Annotated in this window: 20 protein-coding genes and 1 tRNA gene; 6 read left to right on the top strand and 15 right to left on the bottom strand. The window is 71.1% G+C overall.

Translation table 11 applies throughout. From position 1 onward, the window contains the following. Window positions 1–313 precede the first annotated feature (313 nt). The 12 genes from WG209_RS11955 to WG209_RS12010 all read right to left on the bottom strand — a co-directional run bounded on the left by WG209_RS11955 (window position 314) and on the right by WG209_RS12010 (window position 10,743). The gene (locus tag WG209_RS11955) at window positions 314–730 is read right to left on the bottom strand and encodes a hypothetical protein (protein WP_337175274.1); all 417 of its coding nucleotides are present in this window, start codon (window positions 728–730) and stop codon (window positions 314–316) included. Window positions 731–765: 35 nt separating this feature from the next. Then, window positions 766–1,569, bottom strand: a complete 804-nt coding sequence (locus WG209_RS11960) for an inositol monophosphatase family protein (protein ID WP_337175275.1) — start codon at window positions 1,567–1,569, stop codon at window positions 766–768. Between the two features lie 99 nt (window positions 1,570–1,668). After that, window positions 1,669–2,385, bottom strand: coding sequence for a ribose-5-phosphate isomerase RpiA (gene rpiA, locus WG209_RS11965; RefSeq protein ID WP_337175276.1), 717 nt, complete (start codon window positions 2,383–2,385; stop codon window positions 1,669–1,671). Window positions 2,386–2,389: 4 nt separating this feature from the next. Further along, window positions 2,390–4,483, bottom strand: coding sequence for a heavy metal translocating P-type ATPase (locus tag WG209_RS11970; protein WP_337175277.1), 2,094 nt, complete (start codon window positions 4,481–4,483; stop codon window positions 2,390–2,392). Window positions 4,484–4,565: 82 nt separating this feature from the next. Next, a tRNA-Pro gene (locus WG209_RS11975) sits at window positions 4,566–4,639 on the bottom strand. 54 nt (window positions 4,640–4,693) lie between these two features. Further along, the gene (locus WG209_RS11980) at window positions 4,694–5,431 is read right to left on the bottom strand and encodes a hypothetical protein (RefSeq protein WP_337175278.1); all 738 of its coding nucleotides are present in this window, start codon (window positions 5,429–5,431) and stop codon (window positions 4,694–4,696) included. Window positions 5,432–5,798: 367 nt separating this feature from the next. After that, window positions 5,799–6,686 carry a ParB/RepB/Spo0J family partition protein gene (locus tag WG209_RS11985; protein ID WP_337175279.1) on the bottom strand — a complete coding sequence of 296 codons (888 nt, stop codon included), beginning with the start codon at window positions 6,684–6,686 and terminating at the stop codon, window positions 5,799–5,801. Next, window positions 6,679–7,425 (bottom strand): ParA family protein, encoded by a 747-nt coding sequence (locus WG209_RS11990; RefSeq protein ID WP_337175280.1) that lies wholly within the window; start codon window positions 7,423–7,425, stop codon window positions 6,679–6,681. Before WG209_RS11990 ends, WG209_RS11985 begins: the two co-directional genes overlap by 8 nt. 361 nt (window positions 7,426–7,786) lie before the next feature. Beyond that, the gene (locus WG209_RS11995) at window positions 7,787–8,092 is read right to left on the bottom strand and encodes a type II toxin-antitoxin system YafQ family toxin (protein WP_337175281.1); all 306 of its coding nucleotides are present in this window, start codon (window positions 8,090–8,092) and stop codon (window positions 7,787–7,789) included. Window positions 8,093–8,094: 2 nt separating this feature from the next. Then, on the bottom strand, window positions 8,095–8,400 hold the full coding sequence (locus WG209_RS12000) for a hypothetical protein (protein WP_337175282.1): 306 nt from the start codon (window positions 8,398–8,400) through the stop codon (window positions 8,095–8,097). Between the two features lie 62 nt (window positions 8,401–8,462). After that, on the bottom strand, window positions 8,463–10,232 hold the full coding sequence (gene ilvB / locus WG209_RS12005) for a biosynthetic-type acetolactate synthase large subunit (protein ID WP_337175283.1): 1,770 nt from the start codon (window positions 10,230–10,232) through the stop codon (window positions 8,463–8,465). Between the two features lie 184 nt (window positions 10,233–10,416). Beyond that, window positions 10,417–10,743: a hypothetical protein gene (locus tag WG209_RS12010; protein ID WP_337175284.1), complete on the bottom strand. Its 327-nt coding sequence runs from the start codon at window positions 10,741–10,743 to the stop codon at window positions 10,417–10,419. A gap of 1,141 nt (window positions 10,744–11,884) precedes the next feature. Here WG209_RS12010 and WG209_RS12015 point away from each other — a divergent pair. The 5 genes from WG209_RS12015 (at window position 11,885) to WG209_RS12035 (ending at window position 16,361) form a co-directional block, all read left to right on the top strand. Continuing rightward, window positions 11,885–12,982 (top strand): DUF1559 domain-containing protein, encoded by a 1,098-nt coding sequence (locus WG209_RS12015; protein ID WP_337175285.1) that lies wholly within the window; start codon window positions 11,885–11,887, stop codon window positions 12,980–12,982. A gap of 94 nt (window positions 12,983–13,076) precedes the next feature. Beyond that, window positions 13,077–13,268 (top strand): hypothetical protein, encoded by a 192-nt coding sequence (locus WG209_RS12020; protein WP_337175286.1) that lies wholly within the window; start codon window positions 13,077–13,079, stop codon window positions 13,266–13,268. Between the two features lie 328 nt (window positions 13,269–13,596). Further along, on the top strand, window positions 13,597–14,778 hold the full coding sequence (locus WG209_RS12025) for a DUF1559 domain-containing protein (RefSeq protein WP_337175287.1): 1,182 nt from the start codon (window positions 13,597–13,599) through the stop codon (window positions 14,776–14,778). Further along, entirely contained in the window at window positions 14,763–14,951 is a 189-nt protein-coding gene (locus WG209_RS12030) for a hypothetical protein (RefSeq protein ID WP_337175288.1), read from the top strand. Before WG209_RS12025 ends, WG209_RS12030 begins: the two co-directional genes overlap by 16 nt. A gap of 336 nt (window positions 14,952–15,287) precedes the next feature. Beyond that, on the top strand, window positions 15,288–16,361 hold the full coding sequence (locus WG209_RS12035; RefSeq protein WP_337175289.1) for a DUF1559 domain-containing protein: 1,074 nt from the start codon (window positions 15,288–15,290) through the stop codon (window positions 16,359–16,361). A gap of 108 nt (window positions 16,362–16,469) precedes the next feature. Here WG209_RS12035 and WG209_RS12040 read toward each other — a convergent pair whose 3' ends face one another. Continuing rightward, a complete protein-coding gene (locus WG209_RS12040) occupies window positions 16,470–16,658 on the bottom strand; it encodes a hypothetical protein (protein WP_337175290.1) in 189 nt (62 codons plus the stop codon). Window positions 16,659–16,844: 186 nt separating this feature from the next. Here WG209_RS12040 and WG209_RS12045 point away from each other — a divergent pair, with 186 nt between their 5' ends. After that, complete coding sequence (locus WG209_RS12045; RefSeq protein ID WP_337175291.1) at window positions 16,845–18,581, top strand: HAD-IIB family hydrolase; 1,737 nt, start codon at window positions 16,845–16,847, stop codon at window positions 18,579–18,581. A 44-nt stretch (window positions 18,582–18,625) separates the two neighbouring features. Here the strand turns inward: WG209_RS12045 and WG209_RS12050 are convergent, their stop codons facing one another. Both WG209_RS12050 and WG209_RS12055 read right to left on the bottom strand, forming a co-directional pair. Further along, complete coding sequence (locus WG209_RS12050) at window positions 18,626–19,450, bottom strand: all3515 family Zur-repressed PEP-CTERM protein (protein WP_337175292.1); 825 nt, start codon at window positions 19,448–19,450, stop codon at window positions 18,626–18,628. 197 nt (window positions 19,451–19,647) lie between these two features. Beyond that, a complete protein-coding gene (locus WG209_RS12055) occupies window positions 19,648–19,983 on the bottom strand; it encodes a hypothetical protein (protein WP_337175293.1) in 336 nt (111 codons plus the stop codon). Between the last annotated feature and the right edge of the window lie 55 nt (window positions 19,984–20,038).

The raw sequence follows: 20,038 nt of genomic DNA on the forward strand, positions 1-20,038 counted from the left end.
GTGGTCTCCTCCCGCCCCTCCTGTCGGAGTTCGGCAAGTTGCGGCGTGCGTCCCCGTCCCCTCTTCCCCCGGGAGAGGGTGGCCCGGAGGGCCGGGTGAGGGTCGTCGGGTTTCGGAGATCGCGAAGGTTCAGGGTCCGCGCGACCGGTGCTATTCCCGGAGCGCGATGACCCTCACCCGCCGCTGACGCGGCCGCCCTCTCCCGGCGGGAGAGGGGACAGATGATGCTGGCCGCCCATCCCCGGGGCTTTCGACGGAGCACCACGCGGGGGAGGGGGGGTTGAATTCCCCCGCGTCGTCGCTCAGTCGCGCGTCAGCCGGCCGCCGAGCGGCGGAGCAGCGCGAGTTCCTTCTCGCGACGGAGGCCGCGCTTGGTGGCGTCCTCGCCCCAGTCCATGTCCTCGGCCTCGAGGAACTGGATGGCGGAAGCCATGGCCTCCGCCGGGATGGGGACGTCGAGTTCGGCGTGACGGACCACGATCCCGGCGTAGCCCAGGCGGTCCAGGTCGTCCCACAGCCCGCGATCCGACCCCGCCTCGTCCAGGAAGAGGTCGAGCGCCGCGGCGAGCGTCTCGGGGCTCGCCAGCTTCCGCTGGACCTGTTCCAGGGTCAGCGGGTTGCGGTCGTCCATGAGGTCGTCGTAGACCTCGCCGTGGACGCGTTCGAAGCCCCGGTCGAGCGCCTCGTGCGCGTCGTCGTTGTCGTAGCTCTTGATGCCCCAGCAGCCCATCGCGGAGTTCGTTCCCTTCGGTCGGAGAGGTCGGTTCAGGGGAGTTTGGGCCCGGGATATTCCCGGGCCATCTTGAGGAGGGCGTCGAGCCGCCGGGGGGAGGCGAGGAACGTGGGGACGGGGACGGGGGTCCTGGCGACGAAGTCGGCCGGGGTGATGCGGCCGTCCCGCGGCGTGCCGAAGGCGCAGCCGGCCTCCGAGGCGATCACGGAGCCGGCGGCCACGTCGTGGGCCTGCTCCCCCAGGAAGACGCACGCCTTGAGCCGGCCGGCGGCGAGGAAGACCTGCTCGCAGCAGGCGCTGCCCAGGTCGCGGAGCCTCCCGGGCACGCTGCGCGGGTCGATCGCGCGCATGGCGTTGGTGCCCAGGCAGACGTTGTCCTGCTTGTGGAAGCCGTCGGCGTCGGCGACCTGGAGGCGCTCGCCGTCGCGCCAGGCCCCGCGGCCCTTGACGGCCCAGTAGGTCTCGCCCAGCGGGGGGACGACGATCGCGCCGAGGGTCGGGACGCCGGCGACGACCAGGCCGATGCTGATGGCCCAGAGCGGCAGGCCGTGGACGATGTTGCCGGTGCCGTCGATGGGGTCGATGGACCATCGTCGGGGCCCCTCGGCGCCCTCGGCGGCGTATTCCTCGCCGGTGATCCGGTCGCCGGGGAAGGCCTCGGCGACGCGGGACCGGATCAGCCGCTCCAGATCCCGGTCCAGCTCGGTGACGTAGCTCTTGTTCGCCTTCTCGATCGGCCTCAGCCCCCGCGCCCGTCCCAGGGCGAGCCCGGCCGTCTCGGCCAGCAGATCGAGGGCGAAATCCAATTCGGCCGCGTAATCCTGGTCGTCCGTCATCGCAGCTCCCGATCGCCCGCCGTCCTTGTCGCATCCGAACGGGGTTCATCATCGGGTCCGGGGGGCCCGGCGACAAGTCGGAAGTCCCCCTCGCGGGCCTCAGGCGCAGCCGGTCCAGCGTCGCGCGTGGGTGACGATCTCCTCGGCGCCGTCGGCGCGGCCGACGATCAGGACGTCGCAAAGCCCCAGGAACAGGCCGGTTTCGAAGACGCCGACCACCGACTTGAGGCCCGCCTCGAGCGTCTCGGGGTCGGCCAGGGCGGGGAAGCGGCAGTCGATGATGACGTTGCCGCCGTCGGTGATGAACATCATCCCCTCGGGGGTCCGCCGCAACGACGTCTCCGCGCCGAGCTTCCCGAGCCGTTGCTCGACGTGACGCCAGCCCAGGCGCGAGACCTCCACCGGGACCGGGCTGTCGGAGCCGAGCCGGGGGACGATCTTCTCCGGGGAGACGATGGTCACGCGGCGATGGGCCACGCAGGCGACGATCTTCTCGCGCAGCAGCGCCCCGCCCCGCCCCTTGATCATGCGGTATTCGGGGTCGATTTCGTCGGCGCCGTCGATGTTGAGGTCGACGTGCCGCACGTCGTCGACGTCGCGCAGGGGGATGCCCACCTCGCGGGCCAGCTCCGCCGTGGCGACGCTGGTGGGGACGCCGACGAAGTCCAGCCTCTCCGCCGCGATCCGCTCCCCCAGCCGCCTGACCATGAGCGTCGCCGTCGAGCCCGAGCCGAGCCCGACGATCATCCCCGACCGCACCATCCCCGCCGCGGCCCGCGCGGCATGGACCTTCGCGACGTCCGCTTCCGATGTCACGTCACTACGCCTTCAGCCTGGAGAGGAGCGGCCCCGCTCGCGCGCGAGGCCGACGCCCGCGACGCGGCGGCCCTCGGACGTCCCGCGGGCCTCGCCGCCGCGGGCGACGTACCATTAGAACGCTTTCGCCCCCCCCCCCGCCAGTGCCGTCGGGGGATGGCGGGGCGGGGGATGGTTCTTGGTAATCCGCCAGCGTCCCCCGCGACCAGGAGGCGCGCAGGGCGTTGGCGACCGCGACGACGTCGATGACCTCCTGGGCGACCGCGCCGGCCACCGGCGGGAGGTAGCCCAGGGCCGCCAGCAGCATGCCCGCCACGCTCAGGGCCATGCCGCCGATCGCGCTCTGGAGGGCGATCCGGCGCATCCGGCGGCCGATGTGCAGCAGGACGTCGACCTTGCCCAGCATGTCGTCCATGATGACGGCCTCGGCCGCCTCGGCCGTGACCTCGCTATGCTGGCCGATCGCCACCCCGACCGTCGCGGCGATCATCGCCGGGGCGTCGTTGACGCCGTCGCCGACGTAGAGGGTCGGCTGGCGGGCCGTCTCCTCGCGGACGATGTCGAGCTTCTCCTCCGGGCTCTTCCCCGCGCGCAGCTCCGTGATGCCGACCCGACGGCCCAGGTACTCGACCTCCGACGAGCGGTCGCCGGAGACGAGCATCACCCGGTCGAAGCCGTGCATCGGCGCCAGGTGGCCGACGAAGGCGGCACCCTCGGCGCGGGGCTCGTCGCGGAAGCGATACGTCGCCGCGTACCGGCCGTCGATCAGGACGACGCACTCCAGGCCCCCCGTCGACGGCGGGACGCCGGCTCGCGCGTCGGGCTGCTCGGCCAGGAGGCGCGGGGAGCTGGTGATCCGGACCGATCGGCCGGCGACGGACCCCGTCAGCCCCTCGCCGGGGGGCTCGTGGACGCTGTCGGCGGGGACGATGTCCAACCCCTCCCGCTCGGCCGCCCCGACGACCGCCATCGCGAGCGGGTGCTTCGAGTAGCGTTCCAGGCAGGCCGCCAGCCGCAGGACCTCGCGCGGGTCGAAGGCCGGGGCGACGTGCCGCTCGACCAGCGTCGGCTTGCCGTAGGTGAGGGTCCCCGTCTTGTCGAAGATCATGGTCCGGCAGCCGCCGATCCGCTCCAGCGCCGCCGGGTCGCGGACGACGATCCCATGCCTCGCGGCCAGCGAGATCGAGCCGATGATCGCCACCGGGATGGCGATCAGCAGGGGACAGGGCGTGGCGATCACCAGCACGGCCAGGAACCGGATCGGGTCGCCGCTGAATGCCCAGGCCGCCGCCGCCACCGCCAGGGCGAGCGGCGTGTAGAACGCCCCGAGCTGGTCGCCGAGCCTGCGCAGCCGAGGTCGCCTCTGCCGCGACTCGCGCATGACGCGCATGATGCTGGCGTAGCGAGAGTCCACCGGCAGGCGGACCGCCCGGACGGAGAGCGCCGCCTCGCCGTTGATCGCGCCGGAGAGCACCTCGGAGCCGACCGACTTGGAGACGCGGTAGGGCTCGCCGGTGAGGTACGCCTCGTCCATGCCGCCGCGGCCCTCGACGACGACGCCGTCGACCGGGCAGGCCTCGTGCGGCAGGACCACCAGCACGTCGCCGATCCGAATCTCCTCCAGCGCGACGTCGACGATCCCCGCGTCGCCCTTGCGATGCGCGACCGACGGCATGCGCCGGGCGAGCGCGTCGAGCACCGACGACGCCCGCGCGACGGCGAGCGCCTCCAGCGCCTCGCCGCCGGAGAGCATCAACACCACCAGCGTCCCGGCGAGATACTCGCCGAGCAGCACCGCGGCGACGATCGAGATGCCGGCCAGCAGGTCCGAGCCGAACTCGCGCCGGAGGAGCCGCGCCGCCAGCTCGACGACGAGCGGGCCGCCCCCGAAGGCCAGCGCGACCCACAGCCACCACCGCGCGGCGTCCTCGGGCACGCCGAGGAGGTATCGCGACGCCAGATAGCCGGCGATGCAGACGGTCGTGAGGACCGCGATCGCCGCGTGGCGCCGCCCCCACGCCCGGCCCAGGATCGGCCCGATGCCGGCCGGGAGGCCCGACGGCCTCTCGTCCCGCGTCTCCCGTGGCAGCTCGTTCATTTCCCATCCTCGTCGCCAGCGACGAGACGCCGAGGGCCGCGCGCGGCCCGGGAGGTCGCGAGGGGCCTCGTCAACCTCGAAGTCGGGGCGGTGGGATTCGAACCCACGGCCTCCTGCTCCCAAAGCAGGCGCGCTGCCAGGCTGCGCCACGCCCCGATCGAGAAGCATCGTATGCGTCGCGGCTCGCGGCGGTCAAGGGCGGCCCGGCGGTCAGCCCAGGCTGCGGGCCAGCGAGGCCGGGCGATGGGGTGCCGCGGGCTCGGCGTGGGCCTGGGTCAGGGGCCATCGGACGCGGGCCTCGGCGGCCGGGCCGGCGGTCCAGCTGAGCCGGCCGCGATGCTCCGCGACCACCCTGGCCAGCAGGGGCAGGGACAGCGCCCGCGTCGTCGACGCCAGCGCCGCGAAGGGATCCCGCGGCGATCCCGTCCGGGGGATCGCGGCGGAGGGGGGCGACTCGTTCCAGGAGAGTTCCAGGTGCCGCCGGGTGGTCCCCCAGGTGAGCGTGGCGCGGCCCCCCGGCCCCAGCCGCGAGGCGCGCCAGGCGATGAAGACGTCGAGCGCGTCGGCGATCCGGGTGGCGTCGAACTCCCCGGCGGTCTCGCGCGCCGGGGGGCGGATCGCCAGGGTCGCGCCCTCGGCCTCGAAGGAGTCGCGCCAGCCGCGGCCCCGTTCGTCCACCACGGCCTGGAAGGGCCGCCGAGCCGTCGTCAGCTCCATCGTCCGGTAGATCGACTGGAGCAGGTCGAACAACCGCTCGATCTCCTGGTACGTCCGGCACAGCTCGTCCCAGCGGGGGGGGAGCGGGCCGGTCGCCGCGCGTCGCGTCAGGTAGAACCCCATGTTCATGCTGTTCAGCATGTTGCGGCAGCGGTGATTGAAGCCGCTGAGGGTCTGGCGGAGTTCCGGTATCCGGCCGTCCTCGATGAAGCGGAGCAAAGACCCGCTCAATCCCTCGTCCGCCGATCCATCATGCGGGTGTTGCGACATCGAGTTGTTCCACCTCATCATCGTCCGCCGTCCACCGGGACACGCCCTCTCGACGGCCTGACATGGCAGGAGACGACGATCGTCGCGTGCAGGCGACGGCCGCCGCCGGGGCCGAGCCGCCGGGCGGCCCAATGGACCGCAATTCACGCGCCGAACGTCGGGCCCGTCGGGACGCCCCGCCGAGGGGGCGGTTTCCCCGGGGGAAAAGGCCGGGGCGCGGGCCTCGCGGAAGGCCTCGCGCCCATCGGGGCGGCTACCGGGTTTCTCGTTTGACGCCGGGGTCGCCCGCGAATGGGAAGCGGGGCTCCCACCGGCGTCGGGAAGGCGATCAGCCCCCGCGGATCAGGGAGCAGACCCGGTCGAACTCCTCCTGGCTGTTGTAGTCGATGATGACCTGGCCCTTCCCGGAGGCGCGCGCCTTGATGGCGACGGCCGTGCCGAACCGCTGGTGGAGGTGCTGCTCCAGTTCCACGATGTGGGGGGCCTTGACCGACGCGTGGGCCGGATCCTTGCGGACGCGGGACTTCGCCGGGGTGGGGACGCCGGTGGCGACGAGGGCCTCGGTCTGGCGGACGGAGAGGCGTTCGGCGACCACCCGCCGGCAGGCCGCGACCTGGCTCTCCGCGTCCGGGAGGCCCAGCAGGGCGCGGGCGTGCCCCTGGGTGATCTCCCCGTCGCGGACGGAGTTCAGGACGTCCTCGGGGAGGTCCAGCAGCCGGATCAGGTTCGACACCGTGGAGCGATCCAGCCCCAGGCGGCCGGCCAGCTCCTCCTGCGTCCCGCCGTACTTCGACAGGTACTCGCGGAAGGCGACGGCCTTGTCGACGGCGTTGAGATCCTCGCGCTGGAGGTTCTCCACCATCGCCAGCTCGAAGACCCGCTGGTCGTCCAGGTCCATCACCCGGGCGGGGATGTCGTGGACGTGGGCCTCGATGCTGGCGCGGAGCCGACGCTCGCCGGCGATGAGCTGGTAGCGGTCGCCGACGGCGCGCACCAGGATCGGCTGGATCACGCCGTGCAGGCGGATCGAGTCGGCCAGCGAGGCGAGCTCCCCGGCGGGGAAGTGCCGGCGCGGCTGATACGGGTTCGGGTCGACGTGGTCGACGGCGACGCGCAACAGGTCGCCGCCGGCCTCTTCCAGCGACCCGGGCTCGAAACCCCCTTCTTCCCGACCCAAGAGGGCCTCGAGCCCACGTCCCAGGCGTCGCTTATTCACGGTCGATGACCTCCATGACAAGTTCCGTGTAGGCCCTGGCCCCCCGGGCCCTCGGTGCGTAGTCCAGCACGCTGACCCCGTGGCTGGGGGCCTCGCTGATGTGGACGTCGCGGGGGATCAGCGAGTCGAAGACCGTCTCGTCGAAGTACTGACGGACCTCGGAGACGACCTCGTTGGCGAGGTCGAGCGCCGGGTCGTACATCGTCAGGACGATCCCGCCGATCTCCAGCTTGTGGTTGTCCTTCGCCTTGGCGTGCCGGGCCAGCTCGATGATCTGCGACAGCCCTTCCATCGCGAAGTACTCGCACTGGATCGGGATGTACAGCTCGGCCGAGGCCCCCAGCGACGCCCGCGTCAACTGCCCCAACGACGGCGGGCAGTCGATCAGGATGTAGTCGAACCGGCACAGCTCGCCGTGGAGCTGCTGCCGCAACGTCGAGGCCCGCTGGCGGTTCGAGGCCGACAGCGCGTCGGCGTCGGCCAGGCTCTGCGAGCCGGGCAGCACGAACAGCCCCTCCTGCGACGTCTCGGCCACCTCCCCGGCCAGCGGCTTCCCGGCCAGCAGCGGGTGCCTCTGCGCCGGCTCCACGCCCAGCCCGCTGGTGGCGTTGCACTGGGGGTCGACGTCGATCACCAGCGCCGTCCTGCCCGACTTGGCCAGGCCGGAGGCGATGTTGATCGCGGTCGTCGTCTTCCCCACCCCCCCCTTCTGGTTGGCCACGCTGATGATCTTGGCCATCTCCCGGCATCCTCCACGCGAACGGTCCGGACGTTCCTCCTGAGCGGATTCATCGGCTTGCGCGGGCCGAAACTCGACCCCTCCCGCGATTGGGACGAGGTTCCCTCAAGCGAGCCGGAAGGTGGGATGATGGGGCAAGATCGACGGGCGCTCAACGCCGCCGAAATTCACCATTCTCCATAAAGCGCGCGGGGGACGTCGGTCCCCGCGACCCCCAGGAACTGGGGCCCGCGCGACGCGGAGCAGGGGGGTGGGCCGAGCATGCTCGCCGTCGATCCGCGACGCTCGCGTCGCCCCGCGCGCGAGCGCGGCGGAGGAGGCTCGGGGCGCCCCGCGCCATCGGCCTCGGGGGAGGGGCGGATCAGAACAGGTCGGTGTGGGTGCCGGTTCGGGCGAGCCTCAGCTCGTCGCCGATGATCTTGTAGATGAGCAACCAGTCCGGCTCGATGTGGCAATCGCGGTAGCCCGCCCAGTCGCCGACGAGGGCGTGATCGCGATACCTTGCGTCCAGGGGCCGCCTCGCGACCGACGCCTCGATGACGACGCGCAGCTTGGCGAGATCCTTGCCGCGCTTCCGCTGGCGCTCGAGTTCCTTGCCGAAGCGGGCGCTCTCCACGATCCGCAGAGGCCCCGGCTCGCCTTGGGGGGCGGGCTTATCGCGGCCCATGATCAGAACCCATGCGCGGCGAAGAAGTCTTCCGCGCTCCCGTAACGCTTGACTCCCTTGCCCTCGTCGAGATCCTTGAGGATCCGCCTGGTCTCGTCGTTGAAGCCCGGCTCGTCGGGGAGGGGGCGGGGCTCGTCGTGGGCCCGCGCGCGGGCCCGGTCGTGGGCGCGGCGGACGAGTTCGTCGGCGAGGGTCGCGGCGACGGGGGGGCGCATGGCGGCGATGGCGGCGACAGCCTCGGGGGGGAGGCGGTCCAGGACCGATTCGAGCAGGTCGTCGAGGTTCGGGATGTCCTGGACGCTCGCCATGGGGAGGGCTCCCGGGGGGGCGGGGCCGCGCGACGGGTCGCGCGGCCCGCGTGGTCCGCAAATCAGGTCTTGATGGTGTCGCGGAAGGTCCCGCCGGCGGGGATCATCGGGAGGACGTGCTCCTGGTAGGGGACCAGGACGTCGAGGACGTAGGGGCCCTTGTGGGCGATCATCTCCTTGAGGGCGTCCGCGACCTCGGACTTCTTGCGGATCTGCCGGGCGGGGATGCCGAAGCCCTTGGCGAGCGCGACGAAGTCCGGGTAGGTGACCTCGGGGAGGTCGCCGGCGCCCTGGCCGATGGCCTCGGGGTGGTCGACGGGGCCGAGGTAGGTGTGGGCGCGGTTGCCGGCGTGGAAGCGGTCCTCCCACTGCACGACCATGCCGAGGTGCTGGTTGTTCAGCACGATCATCTTGACCGGCAGGTTCTCGCAGTAGACCGTCGCCAGCTCCTGGATGTTCATGACGAAGCTGCCGTCGCCGTCGATGTCGACGACCAGGGCGTCGGGGAAGGCCGCCTGGGCGCCCATCGCGGCGGGGAGGCCGTAGCCCATCGAGCCGAGGCCGCCGGAGGTGATCCACGACCGCAGGCGCTTGAACTTCGTCCACTGCGCGGCCCACATCTGGTGCTGGCCGACCCCGGTGGACATGATGAACTCGCCGTCGGTGATCTTCGAGAACTCGTCGATGACGTACTGCGGGATGATGACGTCGTCCCGCTGGTCGTAGGTCATCGGGTCGGCCTCGCGCCACTCGTCGACCTGCTTGTGCCAGGCGCGGAAGTCGCCGGGGGAGACCATCGGCGTCAGCTCGCGGAGGAACGACTTGACATCGGAGTGGACCGCGATGTGGGCGCTCTTGTTCTTGTTGATCTCCGACGCGTCGATGTCGACGTGGACGATCCGGCCGTGCTTGGCGAACTCGCTGAGCTTGCCGGTGACGCGGTCGTCGAACCGGACGCCCAGGGCGAACAGCAGGTCGGCGTGGTTGATCGCCGTGTTGGCGTAGACGGTGCCGTGCATGCCGAGCATGCCCAGCGACAGGTAGTGGTCGCGGGGGATGGCGCCCAGGCCGTGGACGGTCATCGCGACGGGGATGCCCGCCTTCACGGCGAACTCGCGCAGCTCGTCGCCGGCGTCGGACGCCAGGACGCCGCCGCCGCAGTAGATGATCGGGCGCTCGGCCGCCTTGAGGGCCTCGATGACCTCGCGGATCTTCGACGGCTTCGGCGGGGGGGGGAGGCGGTAGCCGGGGAGGTCCATCTCGACGTCGTAGTCGGGGTCGACGACCACCGTGTTCTGGACGTCCTTGGGGATGTCGATCAGGACCGGGCCGGGGCGGCCGGTGGTGGCGAGGTAGAACGCCTCCTTGACCACGCGGGCGAGGTCGCGGGCGTCCTGCACGAGGTAGGCGTGCTTGCAGACGGCGCGACAGACCTCGACGGTGGGGGTCTCCTGGAAGGCGTCGGTCCCGATGACGTGGGTGGGGACCTGGCCCGTGATGGCGATCAGCGGGATCGAGTCCATCTTGGCGTCGGCCAGCCCGGTCACGAGGTTCAGCGCCCCGGGGCCGGAGGTGGTCATGACGACGCCCGGCTTGCCGCTGGCGCGGCCGTAGCCCTCGGCGGCGAAGACGCCCCCCTGCTCGTGGCGGGGGAGGATGGTGCGGATCCGGTCGCGGTAGCGGGTCAGCGCCTGGTGCATGGGCATGCTGGCGCCGCCGGGGTAGGCGAAGACGACCTCGACCCCGTGCCTCGCCAGCGACTCGACCAGGACGTCGGCCCCGGTCGTCGGCCTCGTTGCGGTGGGACCCTTGCGCTCGTCGGTGGCGGACACTGGCGTACCTCTGTCTTGCGTTACGGCGCGGCTGTTCAGATCCGCGCGCCTGGAAGCCGGTCATTCTACCGGAACGCGTCGCCGGCCCACAACCCGACGCGATCCGAGTTTTCCCGCCCGCGGGGCGTCTCCCACCTCGGAGGCCGGCGGGCCCCCGCGAGTTCGCGCCGCCGGCCGGCCCCATTCAATCGGGGGAGGAGGTCCCGGCCGAGCCGATGGGCTCCTTGACCGAGCGGACGAAGTGCATCCCCTTCCCCTTGGCCTTCAGCTCCGCGGCCCTGGCCTCGGCGGCGGGCTTGTCGGCGTAGTCGAACGTGGCCACCGTCCGGCCGCCGACGTCGCACACCGCCCACACGACCCGCATCCGCGCCGTGGGGCTGGGCTTGGGCCTCCCCGACGGCTCCGACCGGGTCCGCGGCCGCGAGGGCTCCGGGCCGGCGGGGATCCCCCGCGCCTCGGCGGCCTCGGCCGCGGCCCTCAAGTCCCGACGATTCAGCGGGCGTCTCCCCATCCTGATACGCGCTCCGGTTCCCGTGGTGTCCTGGGGCGGGGACGTCCCGACGCCCGACCCGCCGAGGGTAATCATAAATCATCCGTCAAACTCCGAGGCCGACTCGCGATCCCGCCCCCCCTCCGGCCGCGATGATCCCCGGGCCGACGCGGGCCGCGCGAGCTGGCTTCGTTCGCGCGCCATGGCCTCCCGAAGTTTCTCTGCAAGTAATTTCGCGGAAGCAATTTGCGACCGAATCCACTTGGCTTCGTTCGTCGTGTTCGAAGTGATTTTTCGCCCGCCTCCGCCGATGAGGCGTCCGACGCTCGTCCCCTTTCCCGGCGGGAATGGGGGTGGCGACAACCTTCCACCCGCAATCCGGGTCAGAAACGGCGAGCCTCCACGCCCCCTCGATCGCCGGGCTGACGACTCGACGCGTTCGGGATGGCATCGGGGCCCACCGCTCGACGTCGCCGAGCATCCCCTCTCCCCGAGTGGTGCTCCGTCGAGAACCCCGGGGTAGGGCGACGATCAGCATCCCTCCTCCCACGAGGGGAGGAGGGGGGATGAATATCTCCCTTCGCGCGCGGAGCCTGCGACGGAGCACCTCAAAGGGGGGAGACGCTTGGCGTCCCACGCGCGCCGGCATGCCCTCCGAAATCCGACGCCCCCCGCCCGCCGCCGGCGCGGCCCCCCTCCCGCGAAGTGAGGGCATGAATTCGGGTCGGCGTCCCTCGTCTGCTTCCGGGATGTCAAGGAGCGCCATCATCGAACGCCAGTATGCTCGGCGGCATGGGCGACGAGATTTCACGCGTCCCGGATTTTTCCTCAAGTCGCGAGCGCCGCCCGGGGCAACCCTCGGTGAGACGCCCGGGGACCGCCGATATACGAATCAATTAAAATTAAGGAATTAAAACTGTCGCCCAGGACTTGATGAATATCACCTTCCATCCATTTATGCCCGCCCATCCCTTGACTTCTCGCTAGGATTTTTGAAAGGTTCGACCGACATCCTCTTGCCGATTCCCCCCGCGCGTGGACTATAATCTCGTGCGGATGGGGCCCGGGCCGCATGTCTCGATCTTCGGCCCGAGCCCACCGAATTGATTCATGTCCGCCACATTCCGTCGGTTCCGACCTCATCGTGCGAGAGGAAAATCACATGCACGCCTCGACTCACAGTCGGCGTGGGGCCTTCACGCTCATCGAACTGCTGGTGGTCATCGCCATCATCGCCGTCCTGATCGCGCTGCTGCTCCCCGCCGTGCAGGCCGCCCGCGAGGCCGCCCGCCGCGCCCAATGCGTCAACAACCTCAAGCAGCTCGGCCTGGGCCTGCACAACTACATCTCGTCGCAGAACTCCATGCCGCCGCTGTCGGGGCTCATGTGGCGCAACCCCCCGGCGAACCCCGGCTGGGGCAACTGGCCGCTGGGCTGGGCGGCGGCGCTGATGCCCATGATGGAGGGCCAGGCGCTGGCCAACGCGTCCAACTACTCGTTCGGCGCCGACCAGCCGCAGAACTACCAGACCGTCTGCCGGGCGCGGGTGGCGACGTTCATCTGCCCGTCGGAGAGCCTGGCCGCCGGCCCATGGCAGAGCCAATCGTGGATGAATTACGCCGCGAACGTCGGCGGCCCCGCGACGTTGGCGACCTGGAGCGGCGTCATCATCCCGATGCGGCAAACGGACGGCGTGGTGGAGATCGGGACGAACTACCCCAGGAACGCGGGAACGGTCTCGGTCGCGTCCTTGACCGACGGCACGTCGAACACGGTGGCGTTCAGCGAGCGGCTGATCGGCATGCCGGGCGACCCGGTGGTCACGGTCAGCTCGGCCAACGCCAAGCGGGTGGCTTTCCAACAGTCCACGGCGCCCGTCTCGGCCGACTCGGGCAACCCCGCCCTGGCACTGGCGTTCTTCCAGGCGTGCCGCTCGCTGCCCGGCACCACCAGCACGGCCGGGACGATCAACAACTCTTGGACCGGCGGGGCCGTCTGGGCGGGCTCGCACGGCAACACCCTGCGGTTCAACGCCTTCACCCTGGTCAACACCCCGAACGGCCTGTCGTGCATGGCCGAGAACTACCCGCCGGGCCAGGCCATCGACGCCATCACCGCCACCAGCAACCACGCCGGCGGCGTCAACGTCGGCATGGCCGACGGCTCCGTTCGGTTCATCAAGGACAGCATCTCGCCGCAGACATGGTGGGCCCTCGGCACCCGGGCCGGCGGCGAGGTCATCAGCTCCGACGCCCTCTGATCAAGCCGGCCGCGTCGCGGGGGACGAACGAGACCGTCCCCCGCGCCTCCCGGCGATCCACCTCAAGTATCAGCCATCCCGAGGATCTTCTCCCATGTCCCTGCCCCTGAAGCGAATCGCGACCGTGGGCTGCCTGCTGCTGGCGGGCCTCCTCTCCGGCTGCGGCGGCGACACCGCGCCGCAGGGCCCGGTCGCCGAGGACCGCCCCGACGCCGGCCTCGAGGCCTCCAAGAGCATCATGCAGATGCAGCCCCCGGGTCCCGGCGGCAAGAAGGCCAAGAACTGACCCGGACTCGACTCCTACGATGACCATGAGACGCCCGGCCCTTCTCCCCCTTGAGGAGCGGAGGCCGGGCGTCTTCGATTTCGAAGCCCGACGCCCATCGATCACCCAAGCAAGCAATGCCAGGATTGGCGACGTGGGCCTGGTCGTTTGCTCAAAAATTCCTAATGTAAGGGGCCCAACCTAGGATGGGGGTTGCCTAACCACTTAAGAGTTAGGTCCAATGGGGGGAAGGGCCGGCCAATCTCCATGTCGCGAATCCGCCGACGGCCGCCTTCCGTGAATCGTGCGAACGACTCCGTCCTCATCACCTCCCCCGGAGAAGTGGTACATGCACTTGCATACTCCCAGGAAGCGCGCGGGCTTCACGCTCATCGAACTGCTGGTGGTCATCGCCATCATCGCCGTCCTCATCGCCCTGCTGCTGCCGGCCGTGCAGGCGGCCCGCGAGGCCGCCCGCCGCGCCCAGTGCGTCAACAACCTCAAGCAGCTCGGGCTCGGGCTGCACAACTACATCTCGGCCCAGAACTGCATGCCGCCGCTGTCGGGCCAGATGTGGGTCCAGGGGACCGTCGGGCAGCCCGGCTGGGGCAACTGGCCGCTGGGCTGGGCCGCGGCGCTGATGCCCATGATGGAGGGCCAGGCGCTGGCCAACGCGGCGAACTACTCGTACGGCGCCGACCAGCCGGCGAACTACCAGACGGTCACCCGGTCGCGGGTGGCGACGTTCATCTGCCCGTCGGAGAGCATGGCCGCCGGGCCGTGGGTGGCCCAGTCGTGGACCAACTACGCCGCGAACGTCGGCGGCCCGGCCATCCTGGAGACCTGGAGCGGCGTCATCGTCCCGATGCGGAACACCGACCAGCACGGCAACGGCACGGACATCACGCAGGGGACCGGGACGGTCTCGATCTCGGCGCTGACCGACGGGACGTCGAACACGGTGGCGTTCAGCGAGCGGCTGATCGGCCTGCCGTCGGGCGACTACACCGCCAGCTCCGCCCAGGCCAAGCGCGTCACCTTCGGCCCGGTGGGGACGGTCAACCCGAACACGCGCGACATGACCCAGGCGATGGCGTTCTTCCAGGCCTGCCGCTCGCTGCCGGGGACCAGCACCACGGCCGGCACGACGAACAACGTCTGGATCGCCGGCGCGGTCTGGGCCGGCTCGCACGCCACCACGCTGCGGTTCAACGCCTACACCCACGTCAACACGCCCAACGGCCTGTCGTGCATGGCGCACAACTACCCGCCGGGCCAGATCCTCGACGCCGTCACCGTGAGCAGCAACCACGCCGGCGGCGTCAACGCCTGCATGGCGGACGGCTCCGTCCGCTTCGTCAAGGACTCGGTCAACGCCCAGACGTGGTGGGCGCTCGGCACCCGGGCCGGCGGCGAAGTCATCAGCTCCGCCGCCCTCGGAACAAGCCGCGCGGCGGGGGGAAGGCCCCCCGCCGCTCCCGGCCAACTCACGCGCCATAGCGAGGACTCTCTCCCATGCCCCGATCCCTGAAGCGAATCGCGACCGTGGGCTGCCTGCTGCTGGCGGGCCTCCTCTCCGGCTGCGGCGGCGAGGCCGCGCCCGAGGGCCCGGTCGCCGAGGACCGCCCCGACGCCGGACTCGAGGCCTCCAAGAGCATCATGCAGATGCAGCCGCCGATGACGAACAAGAAGGGCAACCGCTGAGTCGGCCCCGACCGACCGCCGGCGACCACGAGACGCCCGGCCCCTCGCCGCACGCGGGCGGGGGCCGGGCGTCTTCGCGTTCGAAAGCTCTCGGTTCCGCGCGATTTCACGCAAGCATCGAAGCGCCACGCGATTTCGCGTCGCGGGCTATGCCGAGGGCGGGGAAAGGCCGATAGAGGGGAAGGCTCGTCGAGAACCCGCCTTGCGACGTGACGAAGTATTAAGATTTAATGAGGGATAGGGTCGGGCCGATCTCGGCGTCGCGAGTCCGCCGACGCCCGCCCCTGGATCGCGCGAGCGATCTCGCCATCCTCACCTCTCCCGGAGATCTGGTTCATGCAAATCCCCGTTCGCGGGAAGCGCGCCGGCTTCACGCTGATCGAGCTGCTGGTGGTCATCGCCATCATCGCCGTCCTCATCGCCTTGCTCCTCCCCGCCGTGCAGGCGGCCCGCGAGGCCGCCCGCCGCAGCCAGTGCATCAACAACATCAAGCAGCTCGGCCTGGGCCTCCACAACTACGAGTCCGCCAACGGCGGGTTCCCCTGGAACCAGGCGATGGGCCGTCGCGGAACCGACTGGAACGACAACAACCCCGCGCACGGGCGCAGCGGGCTGACGCTGATGCTGCCGTACATCGAGCAGCAGTCGGTCGCCAACGCGTTCAACTACGCCTGGGGCATGCAGTTCATGTACTCGTACGACCTGGACCCGATCCAGGCGACGGCCTGCCGGACGGTGGTCGCCACCTTCCTGTGCCCCAGCGACGGCACGGGGATCGGCCGGAACAACTACATGCTGTCCAACGGGACCAACTACGACTGGCACTCGCGCGCCACCGGGGCCGGCGTCTTCGGCCGCCCGGACAACGACAGCGGCGGCCCCTCGGGCGAGGGCTACGGCGCCGGGACGATCGCCGCGATCACCGACGGCACCTCGAACACGGTCGCCTTCGCCGAGCGCTCCCGCGGCGACAACAGCAACACCAAGTCGAGCCCCAGCGACATCTACGTCGGTGCCGGGATGCCCGGCCCCCCGACCTTCGTGGCGTCGAACCTGGCCGACACCCAGGTCATCCTCACCCAGATGATTCCCGCCTGCGCCGCCTTCGCCAAGGCGAACCCCACCCGGACGTGGGACCACGGCGGCGCCCACTGGGCCAACAGCAACTACAGCCAGACGACGTTCAACTTCATGATCACGCCGAACAGCAGGACGCCGGACTGCTCCAACTGGGACACCTACGGCATCGGCTACGGCTTCCACACGCCCCGCAGCTACCACTCCGGCGGCGTCAACGTCGGCATGGCGGACGGCTCCGTCCGCTTCGTCAAGGACTCGGTCAGCCTCCAGACCTGGTATGCCCTGGGCACCAGGGCCGGCGGCGAGGTGGTCGGCGCCGACACGTACTGACGCCCCGCCCGGGCCGATCGCCCGGCCCCACGACCGCGAAAACGCGCGAGGCCGCCGTCGGGATCACCCGACGGCGGCCTCGTCGCGCTTCGGCTCATCGCCCGCGGCTCACTTCTTGCCGGCGGCGTTCATCGCCTTGCGGCCTTCCTCCAGCTTCTTGGCCATGTCGTCGGAGCTCTCCTTGGTGATGACCTTCTCCTCGGGGATGTTGCTGGCACCCTGCTCGCCGCAGCCGGCCAGGGGGCCGCAGAGGCACGCCGCCACGCCGAGGCCGAGAGCGAACTTACGAATGGACATATCGCATCCTTTTCATGATCAAGGCGCATGGTTCGCCCGCCGCGCGGGCCGTTCGCCCCGAGGCTATCCCCCCGGGCCCCGGCAGTCAACAGGCGGAGGGCGAGCGATCCGCGGGGGGACACGGCGGGTTCGGCGCGTGAGTTGCTTCTCGCGCAGGTGGCACCGTTCCACCCGAGAGAAGACGACATGCGCTATCACGTCCTCGCCGCCGACTACGACGGGACCCTGGCCACCCACGGCCGCATCGACCCGCCCACCATCGAGGCCCTCCGACGGCTGAAGGAGTCGGGCCGGAAGCTCGTCATGGTCACCGGCCGAGAGCTGGACGAGCTGCTGGAACTCCTGGAGGAGCCGACGCTGTTCGACCGGATCGTCGCCGAGAACGGGGCGCTCCTGTATCGCCCCGAGACGAAGGAGGAGGAGACGCTGGCCGAGCCCCCGCCGCCCGAGTTCGCCCGGCGGCTGAGGGAGCGGGGCGTGGAGCGGATCTCCGAGGGCCGGGTGATCGTCGCGACGTGGGAGCCGCACGAGTCGACGGTCCTCGAAGTCGTCCGGGACATGGGCCTGGAACTCCAGGTCATCTTCAACAAGGGGGCGGTGATGATCCTCCCCTCGGGCGTCAACAAGGCGACCGGCCTGGAGGCGTGCCTCCGCGACATGGGCCTCTCCGCGCACAACGTGGTGGCGGTCGGCGACGCCGAGAACGACCACGCGTTCCTGGCCGCGAGCGAGGCCGCCGTGGCCGTCTCGAACGCCCTCGACACCCTGAAGGAGCGCGCCGACTGGACCACGCCGGCCGACCACGGCCGCGGCGTGACGCAGCTCGTCGAGCGGCTGCTGGAGGACGACCTCGCCAGCCTGGAGCCGCGGCTCACGCGCCACCACGTCCTGTTGGGGGAGGACGACCGCGGCGAGGAGGTCCGGATCAACCCCTACGGCCTGAACATCCTGGTGGCCGGCACCTCGGGCGGGGGGAAGTCCACCCTCACCACCGGCATCCTGGAGCGGCTCTGCGAGGCCCGCTACCAGTTCGTCATCATCGACCCGGAAGGGGACTACGACGAGCTGGAGCTGACGATGAAGCTCGGCGACCCGAAGAACCCGCCGACGGTCGACGAGGTGGAGGAGCTGCTGTCGCGCCCCGAGGTGCCCAACGCCTCGGTCAACCTGCTGGCGATCGACCTGAAGGACCGGCCGTCGTTCTCCGACCAGCTCATCCCCCGGCTCCAGGATCTCCGCGCCCACACCGGCCGCCCCCACTGGATCGTGGTGGACGAGGTCCATCACCTGATGCCCGCCGCCTGGCAACCCGCGCCGCTGGTGCTCCCCAAGCAGGCGAGCGGGATGCTGTACATCACCGTCCACCCCGACGCCGTGGCCCCCGCGCTGCTGGAGTCGGTCGACGTGCTGCTGGCCATCGGCCGCAAGCCGGAGGAGACGATCCGGCTCTTCTGCGAGACCGCCGGCATCCCCGAGCCGAAGGGCCTGGAGCCCACGGAGCTGGAGCGCGGCGAGACGCTGGCCTGGTTCGTGAAGGAGGATCGCCCGCCGATCCGCGTGAAGACCGCGCCGCCGAAGGTCCAGCAGCGACGGCACAGCCGGAAGTACGCCGAGGGGAACCTCGGGCCGGATCGCAGCTTCTACTTCAAGGGCCCGGAAGGGAAGCTCAACCTCCGCGCCCAGAACCTCGTCGCCTTCCTCCAGCTCGCCGAGGGGGTGGACGACGCCACGTGGGAGCACCACCTCCAGCGGGGCGACTACGCGACCTGGTTCCGCGAGGGGATCAAGGACGACGACCTGGGCGCCGACGCCGACCGGATCGCCGCCACCGCGGGCCTCTCCGCCGCGGAGAGCCGCGCCAAGATCAAGGAGGCCATCGAGGAGCGGTACACGCTCCCGGCCGAGCGCGTGACCTCGGCGTGACGAGACGCGGCCCGCGCCTGGCCCGGCGCGGGCCGCCCCGCCGATCAGGCGGCGGGGGGGGTTCGCCGAAGTCGGCCGCGAAGCGCGGCGGCGCTGGCGACCAGGCCGGCGATCGACGCCATGGCGAGGCTCCCCGGCTCGGGGACGGCGGTCGTGGCCGCGTTGAGGCGGAACTCGAACACGCCCGACGAGCCGAACCCGTCCGCCCTGGCGTCGTGAAGCCGGAACTGCGCGACGTAGTCGCCGGCCGCCACGGCGGCGAAGATGGGGGCGAAGCTGAACGAGGCGTCCGCCAGGCCGAGGGCCAGGGTCGTCCCGCCCGCGAAGATCGGCCGCCCGGAGGCGTCGAGGATCGAGAGGCCGGTCGTGGCGCCGACCAGCTCGATGACCAGCTCGGCGTCGGCGATCGATCCGCTCCAGCGCCCGCCGCTGGAGTTGAGCAGCAGGGTCTCGTCGGCCCCCGGCTCGAAGCCTCGCAGGGCCTCCACGGAGCCGATCTCGATGTCCGAACCCGGAGAGCCCGCCGTCGGGCCGGAGATGTTCAGGCCGGCGAAGGCCCCGCTCCCGGGCTCGAGGGCGAAGGGCGCGGCCGAGCCCTCTGGGACGTAGTTCGACGGGCTGACGGTCACCGCGGTCCCCGTGCCCAGGTTGGGGCCGGTGTATGTGTAGACCCCCTTCGAATGATAGTGGTCGCCGTGGGCGTACAGAAAGGTCAGCCGGCCGTAATTGGGGTCGGGCAGGCCGGCGTACGTCCCGGACGGGATCGTCGTCCGGCCGTCGACGCCGATGAGGAACGGCGCCATGTCGGCATGGGATGGGGCGGTCGCGAGAAGGGTCAGGGCGGTCGCGAGCTTGGCGGCAAGGCGCATGATTCGGCTCCGGAAATAGATGAGGAGGCGGCACCCATCCCGCGCGGGCTCGACGAGCGTCGGGCCTCGGCGCGCAAGAGGGGACGCCGCCCCGACGCGTCGGGTAGCGCGGGGCGCAAGCGGGTCGGGCCCGCCGTGGCGACGGGCGATGCGAGGCCGAGTCTTGAGGAAACGCGAGAAGGCGCGCTTCCCCGAACTCAGGCCGATGCCGGCGGGGCGCGAGGCGTGGCCGCGGCATGGGCGTCGGCCAATCGCTCGGCCGCCGGGGAGGCGGCCTCGACCTTCGCGGCCGGTGGCGCGATGGGTATGGCCCGCCGGGCGCCGGTCGCGAGGCCAGGCTCGGACGCGTCCCGGTCGAGGGGACAGTCTCCCTCGGCCAGCGTCCCCGACTCGCCGGCGTCGTCGTCCGACCCCGCGTGGGAAGGGCCGTGCTCATTCCCGGTCAGCCGATGTCGCCCGGGATCGCCAAGCGACGCGAGGCCGATGGCGAGGGCCGAGACGTACAGGATGGCGCGGGCGCTTGCGGGCGGCATCGTTCCCCGATCGCGTTCGGACCTTCGCGCCCCTCGCGACGAGGGGTACACCCAG

Origin of the sequence: Paludisphaera sp., from assembly GCF_037189885.1 — a bacterium.
Lineage (GTDB): Bacteria > Planctomycetota > Planctomycetia > Isosphaerales > Isosphaeraceae > Paludisphaera.

Bases quoted from the DNA above. Each gene is read 5' to 3' on its own strand.
- WG209_RS12030 (WP_337175288.1), top strand. From the start codon at position 14,763: ATGCCCCGATCCCTGAAGCGAATCGCGACCGTGGGCTGCCTGCTGCTG.
- WG209_RS12055 (WP_337175293.1), bottom strand. From the start codon at position 19,983: ATGCCGCCCGCAAGCGCCCGCGCCATCCTGTACGTCTCGGCCCTCGCC.
- WG209_RS12040 (WP_337175290.1), bottom strand. From the start codon at position 16,658: ATGTCCATTCGTAAGTTCGCTCTCGGCCTCGGCGTGGCGGCGTGCCTC.
- WG209_RS12010 (WP_337175284.1), bottom strand. From the start codon at position 10,743: ATGGGGAGACGCCCGCTGAATCGTCGGGACTTGAGGGCCGCGGCCGAG.
- WG209_RS11960 (WP_337175275.1), bottom strand. From the start codon at position 1,569: ATGACGGACGACCAGGATTACGCGGCCGAATTGGATTTCGCCCTCGAT.
- WG209_RS12035 (WP_337175289.1), top strand. From the start codon at position 15,288: ATGCAAATCCCCGTTCGCGGGAAGCGCGCCGGCTTCACGCTGATCGAG.
- WG209_RS11990 (WP_337175280.1), bottom strand. From the start codon at position 7,425: ATGGCCAAGATCATCAGCGTGGCCAACCAGAAGGGGGGGGTGGGGAAG.
- WG209_RS11970 (WP_337175277.1), bottom strand. From the start codon at position 4,483: ATGAACGAGCTGCCACGGGAGACGCGGGACGAGAGGCCGTCGGGCCTC.
- WG209_RS12000 (WP_337175282.1), bottom strand. From the start codon at position 8,400: ATGGCGAGCGTCCAGGACATCCCGAACCTCGACGACCTGCTCGAATCG.
- WG209_RS12045 (WP_337175291.1), top strand. From the start codon at position 16,845: ATGCGCTATCACGTCCTCGCCGCCGACTACGACGGGACCCTGGCCACC.
- WG209_RS12050 (WP_337175292.1), bottom strand. From the start codon at position 19,450: ATGCGCCTTGCCGCCAAGCTCGCGACCGCCCTGACCCTTCTCGCGACC.
- WG209_RS12015 (WP_337175285.1), top strand. From the start codon at position 11,885: ATGCACGCCTCGACTCACAGTCGGCGTGGGGCCTTCACGCTCATCGAA.
- WG209_RS12025 (WP_337175287.1), top strand. From the start codon at position 13,597: ATGCACTTGCATACTCCCAGGAAGCGCGCGGGCTTCACGCTCATCGAA.
- WG209_RS12020 (WP_337175286.1), top strand. From the start codon at position 13,077: ATGTCCCTGCCCCTGAAGCGAATCGCGACCGTGGGCTGCCTGCTGCTG.
- WG209_RS11955 (WP_337175274.1), bottom strand. From the start codon at position 730: ATGGGCTGCTGGGGCATCAAGAGCTACGACAACGACGACGCGCACGAG.
- WG209_RS11995 (WP_337175281.1), bottom strand. From the start codon at position 8,092: ATGGGCCGCGATAAGCCCGCCCCCCAAGGCGAGCCGGGGCCTCTGCGG.